Here is a 14704-nt window from a genome sequence, read left to right on the forward strand (position 1 = left end):
CTTATTTACTCCCTGCTTTTTTCCAGCCGTTATACGCTGTACCGCCAGCGCTCAGCAGCGAGCTGCCCGCACTGATATAGCCAGATGTTGAAGCATTACGGCCGCTGATGCGGTCAGCAGACGCCTGCGCGTTGAGCCGGGCGCTCTGGTTCGCGCCGTCTAGAATGGTCTGGTACGCATCCTGTTCCGCATCACCCACAATATCGGACTGAATACGCAGTGCTGTACCCTCCCCTGTGTCAACACCTGATGCTGCCAGAGCTGCATTTGCCTGGGCTGCTTGTGCCCTGCCCGCCTTACGAATACGATCAGCTTCTACGCGTGCAGCAGCCTGCGCGGCTTCTGCATCTGCTTCCGCCTGCGCCGCCTGATAGTTGGACATTTTCTTTTGCTGTTGCCCGCTATAGACCGCGCCACCAGCTGCAAGAACAGACGCACCAATTGCAGCCACCTCTAACCCGGTACACATCGTTACACCTCTTTGGAATAAAGCAGACCGGTACGGGACAGGCCGAGACGTGAATACAAATCACCAGTGCGCTCTTCATGTACGCCCGTGGTGATACCCATATTTATGATGGCGGCGCCGTGGTCTTCCGCCCAGGTGATAAAGGCTTTAGCGAGACGCGGGCCAGCCGTGCCGCCGCGATGTTCAGGCGCGATAAACAACCCATACTCAAAGGCCATGAGCTGGCGGCTGAACCACTGCTCAGCAATCCCGCCGGCCAGCCAGCCGATTACAGCACCGTCTTTTTCTGCCACAAGCAAACAGCCGGCAGGAGATGAAATAAGGTTACGGGCAAGTTCTGCGCACTTTTCTTCATCAAAAGGTGAATTCTGCGAATAGCGGGACTCGATATACATCCGCGCGCCCAGCTCGATCAGCGCCGGGATATCCCCGGATTTTGCGTTACGTACCATGTCAGCCCCCGTTACTGGTGAACGTGAAAATAATCGCAAGAAGATGGAATGGCAGCGGCTGGCGCTGCTGAATAAGCAGGGTGTCTTCCCCCCGCTCCCAGCCGAGTTTTCCCCAGTAGTGATCGCCGGTGAAAAGCGGTGCGGGCTGGTTGAGGATTTTTGGTCCGAACCGGCGGAATGGGATGACCTGGCCGTTGCACTCCGCACCAGTTGTTTCGAGAAAACGCATCGTCACTTCGCTGGTGCGCTTCTTCGCGTTCTGTGTCGTACCCTCTGTGGTCTGGACTTCTGGCGAAAGCGTTTCGATCGTACTTTCGAAGTGCAGACCAATTTCCACGCTTTTCGCCGGGCGGGACAGGGTAATTTGACCAGAGGAAACAGTGTACTGCGGCATAACGGCGCCATCGGCCACCACATCAACCGTCTGCCCCTCAAGATGAGCAAGACCGGACCACGTGGCAGAACCGGCGCTACTGGTGCCCGTCACGGCTGCATCGGTATAAAGCTTACTGTCGAAAACCTCGACATAACGAACTGTCTGGCCGTTAATCTCACGACGTACGATGGCGTAGACCACATCGTCGGTATCGGACGGGATGGTAGCCACCGACTCAAACGCGCCGGAAGTCACCTGACGGGACCATGCAATAACGTCCTGAGCGCGATCGATAGCCATGGTGACCGCAACCCCATCCGCTCTGACCATCCAGATAAATGCATCTGGTTGCTGCTGATAGGCCATGTCCAGCACGCCACCGGCGGTGATGTGCTCAGCCAGCACCGTCATATCGTTGGCGGAATAGGAAACAAAGCTGTCTGGGTCATACGCCACTGCGTAGAGCTTGCGGCCAGCGCGCTGCACGAACATGATTTCGGTACCAACGCGCACCGGGCGGATCCCGTTGCAGCCGTACGGGCTTGGGTTTTTCACCGAAATATTGGTCGGAGTAATGGCCGCATCGTTGCCTGAGGTGATCGTAAACTCGCCGCCGTAGGTCAGCGCAATCAGGGTATTCATTTGCGCCAGATGCACAATCGGGTTGAGCTGGTCAGAAGACAACGTGAAGCTGATCGCGTCATCATCTTCGGTGCCAATCTCAAAGGACAGATAAACGCCCGTTTCACTCCACCAGATTGTTTGCGGATACTTCGGGGAACCGGCAAGAACAAGCCGCTGCTGGTAAAGCGTAACCGCACCGGGATAGCCAAAATCGTCAGTCCAGACAGTATCCTCACGTGTCCACGAACCGGGTGACGCTGCCTGTGTTGCGCTTAAATCGCTGCGAATGGTACCGACAGCAACCTGCGCACTGGTAATGCTTTTTATCAGCACCAGCCCTTCGTTAATCCGGACGTAAGAACCGACATCCTGAGCAACCCACCCAGCCCCGGTAAACGGTGGTGTTTCGTTATCGCCTGGATCCGCATCGCTCAGGGTCAGCGTAATTTCAGAGCCCACGAACTCTTTGACGGATGGCTTGCACCATTTCTGCGGTGTATCGCGTACCTCGTCGAAAGGCTCAACGATGAACGGTGCAGGCTCAAGTACCCAGTCGGTCTGGCCGCGTCGCTGGAGACGGTGAGGCTTCACAGACTGATGAACCAGAAACATGGTGTCAGCGCCCTGGACATAATTCACGGCGGGCAGCATGTCAGAAGTATAGGGGCTAGCGATTTCATACGGCGTGTTGTCTTCGTTGACCAGCTGCTTGCCGTTCTGAAAAATGCGCATGTAGCCGTCACCGAACTCCAGCATGTAAGCCTGAGAACGGTTGAATACGTAGGGAATGAGACGGGATTTTTTATCGCCGTATTTGGTCGCTGCCCCAAAGCGAGTGCCAGGTCTGCGGACAACGCCGCCCTGCACGACCACTACAGCGTTTTCGATAATCTTCGCACCGTTGGCGTAGCGGGCGATATCGACACGCCCCATCAGGCGCGGGGACACCTCTCCCGCGGTGAAATTGGTTTTTATGAGGTTCGCGCGCATGTCAGAACCTCGACTCATAGGTAGGGTAACCGCCAAGCTCTTCCGGCGGTTCTTCCTGACCGTCGACAGCTTTGGCCTGTTTAAGCAAAAACGCCGCCTCTTGCGTCAGGCTGTCACGCAGGCTGGCGGACCCGGTTACCGCGTATGCCAGTTTGGACTGCATCATCATTTCAGCCACATCCACCAGCGCGGCATCCCACGTGGACTCGTCCTCGTTACGGAAGATATAACGCAGTCGAATCACGTCTACGTTAGCCAGCAACCGGCTACCTTCAATTCGGTAATCAATATCGTCGCGCGGTTCGCCAACGGACAGGACGCGGATCAGATCACCGGGCAGGGAAAACTGATAACCATACCCAAAGACAGGTGCGGCGCTGACAGGCGAGAGCACAACGCGTTTTATCGCGCAGTTCCAGGGGTGTGCGCGGAGTAATTTATTGCGGACTGTGGGGTAAAGGTTGGCGCAAAGACGGGCATGATCCGTGTCTTCGTCGAAATCATTTATCGGGTGAGCACCCAGCGCCAGAAGAGCGTTTGAGCAGATAGAGACACTCGAAGTCATGGCAGAACCTCAGATGAAAAAAGGCCGGGGGCGTACCCCGGCAAACACACCAGCGGCTTAAACAACAAAATCGATGGCGACGACTTTTTTCTCGTTGGCGCGGCCAGCACCATAAGACGCATCAACAGAGATCTGAATGGTGTTGTTTTTATCGCGACGTGGACCGATGTCGACGCTGTACTCAGCACCGGTACCGAAATGCACAGCGGATTTACACCAGGCGACTGCGGTTTTGGTGGTGACTGCCGGATCGCCATCGGTCACAGAATCCAGTTTTTCGTAAGCCAGCCACTTAAAGCCGAGCCAGTTGCCGGATACAGCACCTTCCTGGAGCATTTTCACCGCCATGAAATCGGCAGAAGTCAGGGTGGTATCACTGAGGATCTGAGTCAGCATGTCGGCGTTGTAGGTGATGTACAGCTCTTCACCGTTCTGCTCGTCGCACTCGTTACGGCGGAACATCGCTTTCGCAGCGATCAGCTTGGCTTTGGTCATGCCCGTACCACCAGCAACAATTTTCTGCGACACAGGCAGTGACACCGGTGCATACGCACCATTGTTGGATGTCTTACGCATGACATCATCAAGTAGTGCACGATACACAACATCGTCTTTTTTACGGTTGGCGGCCGCCAGGGTAAGTTGAAGGTATGGCCCCTGAGGGTCGGCCAGCAATTTACGCAGGTCACGTTTTTCAACAGGAACGAATACAGCGTAATCCGCCATCAACGCATTACGGGTGCCGGCTTCTGGCAGGTCCCATACGGTGTCACCGAAACGCGTAGTGATCTGCGTCATTTCGATGGTACCCATATCGTTAATGGTGAAGGCTTCGCCGGTGATCATCCCACGGTCGTTTACCGCTGCCTGAAGGCGGGAATCCTTCTGCTGTGCGGCGATTTCGAAAGAATCATGAAACTGCGTGATAAACGCAGCGGTGATCATGTTCTTATTGGCATCAAATGACATAACAATCACTCCAGAAAATATCGCCTGCTGGGGTATCGGTTTCCCGGCCCAAATCTGCACAATGCGGGTGGCGCTTACGCACTGCGGGAAAAATCAGGTATCCGGCGTCCCCGCCGGGCTGGTTATGGGGAGATTGTTAGCGAGGTGCGCGGTCGGAATCCCGACCAAATGAAAAAGCCAGCGGGCCAGGCTGGCTTTTTGCGTTATCGTTGTGACATGTCACGCTACTGTTTGATCACCGTAACGCTTCTGGTAATACGCTTTGACCTTCGCTGATACGCGCTCATGGTCGGCGTGTTTCGGATCCATGTACGCCGGGGACTTCATCAGGTCGCGAATGGTCTGCTGCTCTTCGAGATTGACATCGCCGCCCGCTGGCGCATCTTCCTGCATTTCAGCGCCGACTTTAGCCAGCATGCGGATAACCATCGGGTTATTGCCGATCTCGTCAATACGGCCCCTGTCAGCATCGTCAGCAAGCGAATTAAACGCTCGGAAAGCCAGGCCGATGTTTTGCTTAAACTCTGCGTCGGTTTTCCACACCTCGCGCAGCTGCGTGGTGGCAGACTGTGAATCCAGCTCAGCGGCACCGCCCACCAGCTCAGGAGCACGCTGTGCGTATTCACCCAGGATGAAGCTCATCTGATCGTTGGTGATGCCTTTGGCGTGTGCAGTTTTAATGAAGCTCTGCATGCGCGGATCGGCTTTGAACTCTTCCCAGTTGAAGCCCTCGACTTCTACCTTAGGCTCATACTCATCAGCAGTTTTCGGCGGCGTGCCGACGCTGCCAAGACGTTTCTCAAGCGAAGTGTGAGCATCCGCCAGTTTGCGGGCAGAGCCCTCAATATTGAGTTTTCCGTCCTCGCCCATAACGCGGTATTTTTCCGGTAACCAGTCAGACGCGCCCGGCTCACCAGCACCGGTACTGAGTAGAGAATTACCAGAAGGTTCGCCAGCGCCCGGATTATTGCTGCCATCTTCATTACCTCCGTTACCGCCGCCTGGCTGTTCTGCGCCCTGCTCGGCGTTCATGAATAAGTGTTTAAGCTTCCACATCGTCTTCTACTCCATCGGCCTTGTTGATTTCGCGCAGGATGTAATCCAGTACGGATCGCTGCCCTGCCCTGTAACACGTTTCGCGGTCGCCCTCAGTACCACCGGGGACATACGCAGCACGCCCGAAGCGGCGCGTTAATTCTTCCAGCACCTGAGAACCGCCAGGCATCTCTTCGAAAATGCGCTTAAAGTCCTGAGGCGTAGCCTGTTTTATTCTCATTGGTTACCTGCCAGTCGTTGCCCTATTGCCGCGCCTGCTGTCTGCCCTGCGGCTCCAGCCGCCTCGGTGCCAGCCTGCATCATGAGTTGCTGCTGTGCGGCCTGCTGCTGCGCTTTCTGGCGCTGGTCACGGAGATCTGCCACAGCATCAGATGAGCGAATTACTTTAGCCGGAACGCCGAGAGCTTCAGCCACAACGCGCGTGGCATCATCGGTATCGATGAGGTCAACAACGTCCTGGCTGATGCCCGCCAGGTTTGCCACGTTCGCGCCGAGGCGTTCGATTGCCGTTACGTCTTCCAGCTTCTGCGCGCGTGCCAGGGGTGAGATGTAACGCACGTTGAAATTGGCGTTCTGGAGGCTCTCAGGCGGTGGGGAGAAGATGCCAGCGCGGAAAGCGATGCCAAAGCAGCGCGCCACCAGCAACTGGAGATATTCAGCCTGGAACCGGCCGTACACCGGGCCGAGCAGCTGGCGAATCAGAGCAACGCGCACATGCACCTCGGTGGCGGTCATGGCTGGACCGTCCTGCGGTTGAAGCTGGTCGGCCATCATGATTTTGCGGATTGATGCTTGCAGGCGATCTTCTGCGGTAAAGGCTACCTGAAAATCTGCACCGGTCAGCAAAGGTTTCATGCTGTCGACGCTGTTCGCCACGATGATGCGACGCGGGCCGACCTTGACCGTACGCGGATTGAGTACGCCGTCGTCTTCGGCAATCCACATGCCGGAGATAGCCAGATCCTGCGCAGCTTTCTCCATGCGTTTGGTTTCGTTCAGCTCTTTGCAGTCCGGCAGTGCGTCGTACACCGGACCGATACCGTAGGAGCCGCCGGGGATTTTCATCCAGCGCGGCACGCAGCACGGGAATTCGTGATAGCCGGATTCGCGCACCACCTGCTTGTTGCTCACGTCGACGTTGTACGACGCAAAGCGCATGTTTTTCGCCAGGCGCGCATCCACCATGTAGGTTTCCCGCGGGAAAATGCAGTGCAGGAAATCAAATTTATCGTCAGGCTTTTTCTTCGCCGCGTCGCGGATCTTCTCGCTGACCTTGTCCGCGCCAAATTCTTTGATGGCCTGCTCAGCGGTCAGCTGGTAGCGGCGGTAAATCGTGTCCACGATGCCATCCTTGCGGGTGGAAGTGACATAGCACTGCGCTAGCGGCCATTGCTGGAAGGTGTAGCCGCCCTCTTCACGGTCCTCGTCGATGTACAGGACGAACCAGCCAGCGCACACCACGTCGAGATTCGCCTCGTATCCCTCGGCGTCGAAGTTGGCCGCGTGGATATTTTCCCACACCAGCGTTGCGCACTCAGACAACCAGGCTTTGGCATCGTCCGGCAACGATTCGCTGTCGAGGTTCAGCCACTGCGCGTTTGCCGGGGTCATGCCGGACATGAGCGCAGAGGCCAGCATGCGGGCGCTGTCGGTGGCGGTGCCGTCCAGTAGCTTCGCCACCTTGTGTTTTGCGCTCTGAGCGTCGAGCACTTCGTCAGAGAATCCCGCGCCGCGCAGCGGATAGGTGTAGTCATAGCACTCGCGCCAGACGCTTTCATGCTGCTGGCGGTTGGCTTTCAGCGTGTCGGAACGCTTAATCAGCTTAACGGCGAGTTCATCCATCAGTTACGCCCCCAGAGTATTTTTCTGCTGCGCTGCCTGCGCACCAGAGGACAGCAGAGAGCTGCCAGAATCGGCTGCACCCTCTGCGCCACTGGCGAGAAGGGACGAGCCTTTCTTGCGCTTCTTGCGTGCTGCTGCATCTGCGTTTGCCGCTTTTGCCGCTGCATCGGCAGCTGCATCCGCTTCGGCCTGCGGGTCGGTCTGTACGACCTTAGGTGCTCCACCTCCACACATAACGATCCCCTCTTAGCCCGGAACGTGCCAGCCGTGCTCAGTCAGAACGGGCTTACCCGTAACCGGCTGGCGTTTGCCTTCGTCGTTCGTCACGTAGCCCAGCGGCGCGGCAGGCTCCGCCGTAGTGGCTTTTTTGACGAGCTGGAGGAATTCGAGATTGTCGGTCAGCTGCTGGTCAGCCAGGTCGGTGTAACCCAGCGTTTCAAAGCGGGCGATGATGGCCGCGCCCTGCTCGTTGATGGTACCCAGCAGAGTATTGCGCTCAGCGAGTGCGGCATCGTCCAGCAGACTGGCAACGCGCTTCTGGATAACCTCCCGCTCTGCGCGCTGGCCTTCTGCGTTAAGCGTCTGGATCTCAGTCGCTGTAATTGGGGCATCAGCAACGGTCTGTTTAACAGGGACAGAATTAAGCATTTGCCCTTCCGCCACGATATTGGTTGTATCGGTACCAGCAGTTTCCTGCCCTGGTACCTCAACGTTTTTTCTTGGTCGACCCATTTTGGATATCTCCGGATGAATGGTGAGCGGTCATTGTTATTTGCATGCCTGGTCAGTTTCCCGACCAAAACGCGATTTACGAAAGGTGAACCACTGACGATGCAAAACCGTGGGTAATTTTTTCCTGTCAGAGCTGGTCGCCATGCACCACAACGCAATAAGCGCTTCGCCATGACCGTGGCGAGGTTCAGATCCTGACTTCCAGCCCAGAACGGCAGATTTCGAAACGCCAAGTTCGTTGGCAATTTCCTGTGTCGTGAGGTTTTTTCTGGTCAGGTCGGTAATGACCCGGAACCAGTCGGTTTTGAAGGTGGCAACCAGCGGCATTGATTACCCCCCAAAACGCGCGCGCGCGCGAGCATAGAGAAGGGAAAAATCGCCCGCCTCTGTTGTGAGAAAAGAAGGAAAACAGAATATTGTTCTTTCCGGACGCTGGGCGCCACGATACTTTTTAGTTTTTCCTGCTGCTCTTAAGAGTGGAATTAAATTCTGCATAATCGTAATTCCCTCACTTCAATTGTCACCTGATCCAGTAACTCAGTTTCGGTACCGTAATTTTTTTCCCATGTTTTCTGGCCTGCGTGGATAGCAACGCCATGCCCGCCGGTTCTGTGGTGAGGTGTGCACAGAGGTAATGTTTTTTTATGGTCTGCACGCTGGGATATTCCCTGCCCTGTGCGTATGTGATGGATTTCTGCGGGTGATGCGCCATAGCCAAGATTTCGGCATACAACGCAACCCAGTGAGGCAACGTCGGCCAGCCAGCGTTTATCGTCGTTAGTCATGGCGATATTTCTTACGCGGCGTAGCTGAATAATTGCGAGGCTGCGTTTTCTGCGGCCTGCTGTGTCGGGAATGTGCGGTACAGGATGAAATTCCAGAGCACATCGAGAACGGATTTGTAGAGCTGGGAAAATTCGATATCATCCATTTTTGCGAACGATATGGATTTAGGTTCTTTGCGGGTGGTGCCGTCAGGCATTTCGTATTCGGTGTAAAAGCCTGCCTGAATAGTTACCCAAGCACGGAAAGCCTCAAACGATTTTACCGCGCTAATATTTCCGGCTCGTTTTTCCGCTTCGTCGCGGAGATACTGATCGGCAAGTTCCTGGAGTGTTTCTTCATGCCCGGCATAATGGGCCACCAGCTGCACATACCCACGAACCAGTTTTTTATCGGCCGGGGAAATGGTACCGCCTGTCGGTTGCCAGTAATCAAACCCAAGATTGAGCAGCGCGAAAAATTTGCGATGAAATGCCGGATTACGTGCTTGTTTAAAGTCGGCGTAAAGCACAGCGCCCATGCGGCATTTTTTTTCGATAAATTCGCGCGCTTCCGGCGTTGCCGGGATTAATACTCCGCCAGCTGATTTTACAAAAGAATACTGCGCCATTGGTTTCCCCTTTAGCGCAGCAATTGCTCAGAAATACAGGTTATCGGGTGTTCAGCCCGATAGCTTAATTATACCTTAATTTTGTCCTTTTCAACAATGGTAAAACCGGACAATTCAGCCAATTCAAACAAAGACTTAAGTGTAGCAAGATGCTCGTCGTCATGAGCCAATCTTATGGAAGAAACCTTGCCATTTCTGAGGGTCACGAGTACGCGTCCGTTATCGGGAAGATGATCCCCAACCTCCGTTTTCTCAATCACGCCTCCCCCTCTCAAACAACTGTATAAAATTACAGTATATATACTCCCATGTGGCAGGAAGTGCAAATCTTTAAGAGCACAAAACGTTAAAGCGGTGAAAAATTGAATTCCGTATAGCTATGTTTTAAAAAGAAAAAACCGCCGTTCCCGGCGGTAGCGTACATTGCTTTGCTGACTCATATTGTCAGTATGAACTTTTTCCAGCCACCTGTAACCCAGCACTGCGAATCACCTGACATGATGCAGCTTTTTACCGGAAGCGCGTCGCCGCATTTAGTGCATTTGCTTACGCTTATACGCTTAATGCGGTTGCGTATCCGTGCATCATCCTGACGGATCAGCAGCGCGACGTATTCGGCCATATCATACGGCGCACGACCAGGGCGCCGGGCGGCGCAGTTGCGCTCAAGCATTTCAATCTCCTGGGTATCGAGCTGAAGCTCCAGTTTGCGGTTACCGGCTCTGGCCTGACGTGCCCGCTGTGCTTTTTTGCGCTCAGTTGCGGATTTAGCCACTACGCAGCCTCATTCTGATGACATAATTCAGGCAAATTGGCCCTCACCAGCGCTTCAGCGAATGGCGGAGGAACTGCGTTTCCACAACGTGCCACCTGCTTATCCTTCGCGTACTTCACGCCCCGGAAATCCTGGTCGATGATGTACCACTCCGGGAAGCCCTGCGCCCGGTATAGCTCATGCGGTTGCAGCATGCGCATGCCAATATCGACTATGCGATAAACCACCCCATCCAGCGTCACCAGGCCTGTGCTGTCCGGGCCACAATATACCATCCCTACCTCAACAGGCCACACAGTGTCTGGAACGATCGGGAGTAAAAGGTTCTCTAATTCAATGAGCCTTCGATATGCACTTTCCAGCAAAACTTCTCTCATTTTTAACCTTCTCTCTGCGCGCGCCAGTAATTTAAGCGCTCTCTAAAAAACTCTCGTTGACTCTCCGGCGTTGCCTCAATCTGCTGAACGACCGCGTAACGTGTGGTTTTCTTCTCATAGAGCTGGCGAATAAGCGCAGCAGCGCGCATGTCGTAATGCTCTTTGAGTTGAAATTCCTGCGGCCATTTGGCGCGATTGAGCGGTAAACCGGGCGGGAGATAATCCGATTGCCCGGCCATGCCTTAAGCCCTCACGTTCTTTTCGGAATGAGCATAAAAACGTGGATCAACGTTTTTCAGAGTGAAGTGAGTCACCGGCATATCATCATGACGTTCAATACCGACGTATTTGGACTGAACCATGCCCCAGATACGTTTGTGCAACTGGTCAATGGTGATTTTGATGTCCGGGTGATATTTTTTAATCGCAGTGAGAATGCCCTGATAAGACAGCGTTTTGCCCTTCATTAGCGCCACCAGCTTTTGTGCTGATAACTCTCCGGAGGCCTTTTCGGGTGCCGATTTTGCTTTGCGTACAATCGGGGTGATCGACTCCAACAGGAGGCGGCAACGGCCCGGTGCGCCGACTCGCTGCCCGGTAAGTTTGTCGTAATTCTCCTTGCTCCCGGCAATCCAGACGGTGGCAGTTTCGCGGATTTTTACCGTTTTCTCGCCTTTAGCAGTGATAACCGTCGCGGTGTGGGTTTTGAGCCAGCGCCCTGATGTGTTAACGGCTTGCACAGGTGCTTTTTTTGTTTTCGCTACGCGATAAACAGGGTTTACCTGGATCGGGCGTGGTGCGGGAACGTAACAGGCTCGGTTTCGGGCGCGCGCGCCAGCATTCATACGCCAGATGATTACTGGTCCCCAGTCACAACCATCATCTGCACTGGTAGTTTTTGCATACAATAAATCGGTCATTGGTCTTTCCTCGCTGGTTAATTAGCGCTGGTCAGGCGCGGTTAAAACGGTTCGGTGTTGTATTTGTCGGAATACCGACGCTGTTGTTTTTTGGGTTTAGCTGCCTCCAGTTGGATACGGGTTTTCTCCTTCCCGACATGCTGATCGATTGGTAAAAAATGGCCGTTCTTGAATTCCTGGTAAATCACGGTGCCGGCTGCTGCAAAACGGCACTTACCGAGAATGACCTCAGCAATACCTGCGGCAGGGCTTTCAGGGTTATAAACCTCGTCGCGATACAGAAACAGGATGCTGTCGGCGTCCTGCTCAATAGAGCCGGAATCACGCAGGTCTGACATCACTGGGCGGCGCAGTGCTGCCGGGCGCGCATCAACTGCGCGGGATAGCTGGCTCAGCGCGAAAGTGGGCGTATGCAGGCGCATAGCCATCGTTTTGAGGTTTCGCGAAATATGCGCGACAGCGAGATCGTTACGCTCTGCTTTCGGTTTTTTTATCAGGCCGAGGTAGTCAACCATAATCATCGCTAAATGCGGGTGGCGGCGTTTGTGCGTTTCCGCAATGGCGCGAATTTGTTCGACGGTCAGATCGGTAGCGTCAACAATCCAGATATCACGATCGTTGAGTGTGGCCATCGCTGATGTTAAGCGTGCCCAATCTTCGTCATACATATCCTGCGGGTTGCGCAGACGCGATACGGAAAGGTTTCCGGCGCCAGCCAGAGAGCGCTCAACGATCTGCGTAGCCGCCATTTCCATGCTAAAAATCAGCGCGCCGCCGCCTTTAGCCGTTACACCTTCCACCACAGTGAGCGCGAACTCTGTTTTACCCATTCCCGGTCGGCCAGCAACGACAATAAGATCTTGAGGGTTGATCCCTCCAGTGGCGCTATCGAGATCCGAAATGCCCGTCAGCAAATTGCGGGTCGATTCATCGCCATCCATTCGTTTCTGCACGGTATCCATGTAAACAGGCAAAAGCTCGTTGATATGTACTGGCTGAATGTCGCCAGTGTCAGCAGTCATGTCCAGCAGCTGCGCGACGGCGTTCTCGACCACCTGATCGCGTTGTTCCTGGTTTGACGCCTGCCGGATGCCGTCAGCCCCATCTTGCAGCAGTTTCGCCAGCGCACGGCTACGCCATGCTTTGACCATTTTCCCTGCATACCCTTTCAGGTTTGGTACCGTGGCGGGGATGCGGGAAATTTCTGACAAATCGGCCAGGCTTGAACCGCCCAGCGCCTCGCTGATGAAAAGCATATCGATCATGCCGTTCGCCAGTGCCTGTTTTTTTATCTCACTGAAAGCGCGGCGATGGAATCCAATGCTGAATGATTCCTCCGGTGTGCTGGCGATCACATCGAACGCGTCTGGCGTTGCACCGCCATTCAGCAGACCAGCCAGCACACAGGCTTCGAGATCCTGAGGACTCACAGTGCACCTTCCCTTGTTTTACGCAGTGTTTCCGGTTTCATGAGGTAATCAAAACTGGCGCGCCAGCCGTCGTGGTGCTCACCCCCAAAGTAAAAATCTGGCGCGGTATTGCGGAACTTTTCCAGGTACCCCAGAAACGCACCAGTGGTTTTATTCATCATGTGAGCCGCAAGCCGCGTAATTTTCTGGCGGCGATCAGCGTCAAGGGTCGCAGCAGGAAGTACGTCAGCGAAAATCTCGTTGTAGGCATCAACAACCGCAACCGGATCAATACTCGCCTCTGTGGTGGCCCAGGCCTCAGCGTCAGCGAGATAACCGTCGAACCGGTTCACCCGGCAGATATTTGCTGGCTTCGGCGCGCCAGAGCCGCGGCGATGCCATGTAGCCAGAACCCAGCGGATAACCAACTGCAACTCGGCCAGGGTGTAACCTTCACGAGTTTGGGTTGGCGTCAGCATCAGCACAAATGGTTTAACGTCACGGCAACGGGTACCGGTGCAGTCGTTATAAAACTCGAGCGCTTTTTTCGCGTCAGCGAGAATAATTTCCTCGCTCTCCCCCATTTGGGGGTTAGGGGGATCTTTAGGTTCATTGACTGGTTCAAAAGAGTGACTGGTTCTGGTGCCGCCACACGGCATAGGGGGTGTGCTTTCTGGCGGCACACCTGTGCTTTTTGACGGCATAGGGGCTATGCTTTTTGGCGGCATAGGGTTATCGAGTTTCATGTAATACAGATTCGACGCATTACCCTTGCCATTTTTGACGCCAGGGCGGTTTTCTTTCACCAGCAAGCCCATAGCGATCAGCGCATCGATGTGATCACGAACAGCGCTCTTGCTGCACTCGCAATGTTCAGCGATATGTTTGTAAGACGGCCAGCATTCACCGCTGTCATTGGCATTATCAGCCAGTTTGATCAGCACTAGTTTGCGGATTGGGTTTCCGGTTTTAATTGCCATCGCACGGGCCATCAGGGTCATACTCATAATCAGATCCCCAATGTTTCAGCGATTTGACGACATGCCGCCTGATACTCCTCAGGTGACAGTTCCATTTCACGGAGTTCTTCTTTCAGTTTTTCATACTGCGCCCAGATAGATAACGCAGCTGCACGGCGACCTTCGAAAATATCTTCGATGTCTTCCATGACAGCCGGTGCGCCATTCAAACGGAAGCCGTTCCGCCAGGTAATGCGGTCAATTGAATTAAGCATGTTGGTCTTTCCTCGGCACAGTTAAACGCTGGTCAGGCGCTGTGTTTCCTGGATGGCTTGTAATGCCTGGGCTATCTTCTGCGGTCTATCCCTGGCATCCAGCAGTAGCGCTATGATCGCCGCGGCAAACTCGCGTATCGCTACGCATATCAAATGCTGAGTAGTCATTCCCAGCTGCGCGTATCGTTCTGCGGGCAATGCAGCTTCCATCGCCTTTGCCAGCGCTCTTGTTTTGGCTCTTGCCGCTTTGGTGTCGCCACGTAACCAGCGAAAAATTTGCTGGCGATTGTTGTTTATGGCCCGCCAGTCGGCGTTACCCATTGGATCTTCCATCTGGTGAAGCTTTACCGTGCTGGTGTTACCACCCAATCGAAACCACATGCGCGTGATTTCGATGGCAACATGTTCCTGCCCGCGCTCTACTGCCCAGTTGAATATCTCCCGTTTCAGTTCTTCGAGGTTTTCCACTTCCTTCGCGTCTCCTGTCGCTGAAAATTGATTATGCGTAATCAGATTTCGAT

Annotated in this window: 21 protein-coding genes and 1 pseudogene; all 22 read right to left on the reverse strand. The window is 54.4% G+C overall.

All coding sequences use genetic code 11. The features are described 5' to 3' along the window. Nucleotide 1: 1 nt before the first annotated feature. A complete protein-coding gene (locus L379_RS09510; RefSeq protein WP_032654052.1) occupies nt 2-469 on the reverse strand; it encodes a hypothetical protein in 468 nt (155 codons plus the stop codon). A gap of 2 nt (nt 470-471) precedes the next feature. Next, a complete protein-coding gene (locus L379_RS09505; RefSeq protein ID WP_032654055.1) occupies nt 472-921 on the reverse strand; it encodes a GNAT family N-acetyltransferase in 450 nt (149 codons plus the stop codon). Between the two features lies 1 nt (nt 922). Continuing rightward, nucleotides 923-2911 carry a phage tail protein gene (locus L379_RS09500; RefSeq protein ID WP_032654058.1) on the reverse strand — a complete coding sequence of 663 codons (1989 nt, stop codon included), beginning with the start codon at nt 2909-2911 and terminating at the stop codon, nt 923-925. Nucleotide 2912: 1 nt separating this feature from the next. After that, nucleotides 2913-3476 carry a phage connector family protein gene (locus tag L379_RS09495; protein ID WP_032654060.1) on the reverse strand — a complete coding sequence of 188 codons (564 nt, stop codon included), beginning with the start codon at nt 3474-3476 and terminating at the stop codon, nt 2913-2915. A gap of 57 nt (nt 3477-3533) precedes the next feature. Continuing rightward, nucleotides 3534-4445 carry a phage capsid protein gene (locus L379_RS09490; RefSeq protein WP_032654063.1) on the reverse strand — a complete coding sequence of 304 codons (912 nt, stop codon included), beginning with the start codon at nt 4443-4445 and terminating at the stop codon, nt 3534-3536. A 219-nt stretch (nt 4446-4664) separates the two neighbouring features. Further along, nucleotides 4665-5501: a hypothetical protein gene (locus L379_RS09485; protein ID WP_032654066.1), complete on the reverse strand. Its 837-nt coding sequence runs from the start codon at nt 5499-5501 to the stop codon at nt 4665-4667. Continuing rightward, complete coding sequence (locus tag L379_RS09480; protein ID WP_001619031.1) at nt 5488-5721, reverse strand: Bbp19 family protein; 234 nt, start codon at nt 5719-5721, stop codon at nt 5488-5490. Before L379_RS09480 ends, L379_RS09485 begins: the two co-directional genes overlap by 14 nt. Next, a complete protein-coding gene (locus L379_RS09475) occupies nt 5718-7343 on the reverse strand; it encodes a portal protein (RefSeq protein WP_032654070.1) in 1626 nt (541 codons plus the stop codon). The genes L379_RS09480 and L379_RS09475 overlap by 4 nt, the downstream gene beginning before the upstream one ends. A gap of 3 nt (nt 7344-7346) precedes the next feature. Then, entirely contained in the window at nt 7347-7577 is a 231-nt protein-coding gene (locus L379_RS09470) for a hypothetical protein (protein ID WP_015571350.1), read from the reverse strand. Nucleotides 7578-7589: 12 nt separating this feature from the next. Then, nucleotides 7590-8075, reverse strand: a complete 486-nt coding sequence (locus tag L379_RS09465) for a hypothetical protein (protein ID WP_032654072.1) — start codon at nt 8073-8075, stop codon at nt 7590-7592. Between the two features lie 36 nt (nt 8076-8111). Next, nucleotides 8112-8402: a hypothetical protein gene (locus tag L379_RS09460; protein WP_017384458.1), complete on the reverse strand. Its 291-nt coding sequence runs from the start codon at nt 8400-8402 to the stop codon at nt 8112-8114. Nucleotides 8403-8557: 155 nt separating this feature from the next. Then, nucleotides 8558-8860, reverse strand: a complete 303-nt coding sequence (locus L379_RS0124150) for a Ref family recombination enhancement nuclease (RefSeq protein WP_032654074.1) — start codon at nt 8858-8860, stop codon at nt 8558-8560. 11 nt (nt 8861-8871) lie between these two features. After that, on the reverse strand, nt 8872-9468 hold the full coding sequence (locus L379_RS09455; protein ID WP_032654077.1) for a DUF1367 family protein: 597 nt from the start codon (nt 9466-9468) through the stop codon (nt 8872-8874). A gap of 68 nt (nt 9469-9536) precedes the next feature. Beyond that, entirely contained in the window at nt 9537-9728 is a 192-nt protein-coding gene (locus tag L379_RS09450) for a hypothetical protein (protein WP_032654080.1), read from the reverse strand. A 176-nt stretch (nt 9729-9904) separates the two neighbouring features. Next, the gene (locus tag L379_RS09445) at nt 9905-10243 is read right to left on the reverse strand and encodes a hypothetical protein (RefSeq protein ID WP_032654082.1); all 339 of its coding nucleotides are present in this window, start codon (nt 10241-10243) and stop codon (nt 9905-9907) included. Continuing rightward, nucleotides 10243-10512, reverse strand: a pseudogene (locus L379_RS09440) (DNA cytosine methyltransferase); the annotation flags it as partial. The gene L379_RS09445 and the pseudogene L379_RS09440, both read right to left, overlap by 1 nt. 110 nt (nt 10513-10622) lie before the next feature. Further along, the gene (locus tag L379_RS09435; protein WP_032654084.1) at nt 10623-10859 is read right to left on the reverse strand and encodes a hypothetical protein; all 237 of its coding nucleotides are present in this window, start codon (nt 10857-10859) and stop codon (nt 10623-10625) included. A gap of 3 nt (nt 10860-10862) precedes the next feature. Continuing rightward, on the reverse strand, nt 10863-11540 hold the full coding sequence (locus L379_RS09430) for a hypothetical protein (protein WP_032654088.1): 678 nt from the start codon (nt 11538-11540) through the stop codon (nt 10863-10865). 41 nt (nt 11541-11581) lie between these two features. Then, a complete protein-coding gene (locus L379_RS09425; RefSeq protein WP_032654090.1) occupies nt 11582-12970 on the reverse strand; it encodes a replicative DNA helicase in 1389 nt (462 codons plus the stop codon). Next, a complete protein-coding gene (locus L379_RS09420; RefSeq protein WP_032654093.1) occupies nt 12967-13956 on the reverse strand; it encodes a helix-turn-helix domain-containing protein in 990 nt (329 codons plus the stop codon). Before L379_RS09420 ends, L379_RS09425 begins: the two co-directional genes overlap by 4 nt. Before the next feature lie 2 nt (nt 13957-13958). Next, nucleotides 13959-14183, reverse strand: coding sequence for a hypothetical protein (locus L379_RS09415; RefSeq protein WP_032654096.1), 225 nt, complete (start codon nt 14181-14183; stop codon nt 13959-13961). A 21-nt stretch (nt 14184-14204) separates the two neighbouring features. Beyond that, entirely contained in the window at nt 14205-14651 is a 447-nt protein-coding gene (locus L379_RS09410) for a toxin YdaT family protein (protein WP_032654098.1), read from the reverse strand. Nucleotides 14652-14704: the final 53 nt, after the last annotated feature.

The organism is Enterobacter sp. MGH 33, assembly GCF_000534535.1.
GTDB classification, from domain to species: domain Bacteria; phylum Pseudomonadota; class Gammaproteobacteria; order Enterobacterales; family Enterobacteriaceae; genus Enterobacter; species Enterobacter hormaechei_C.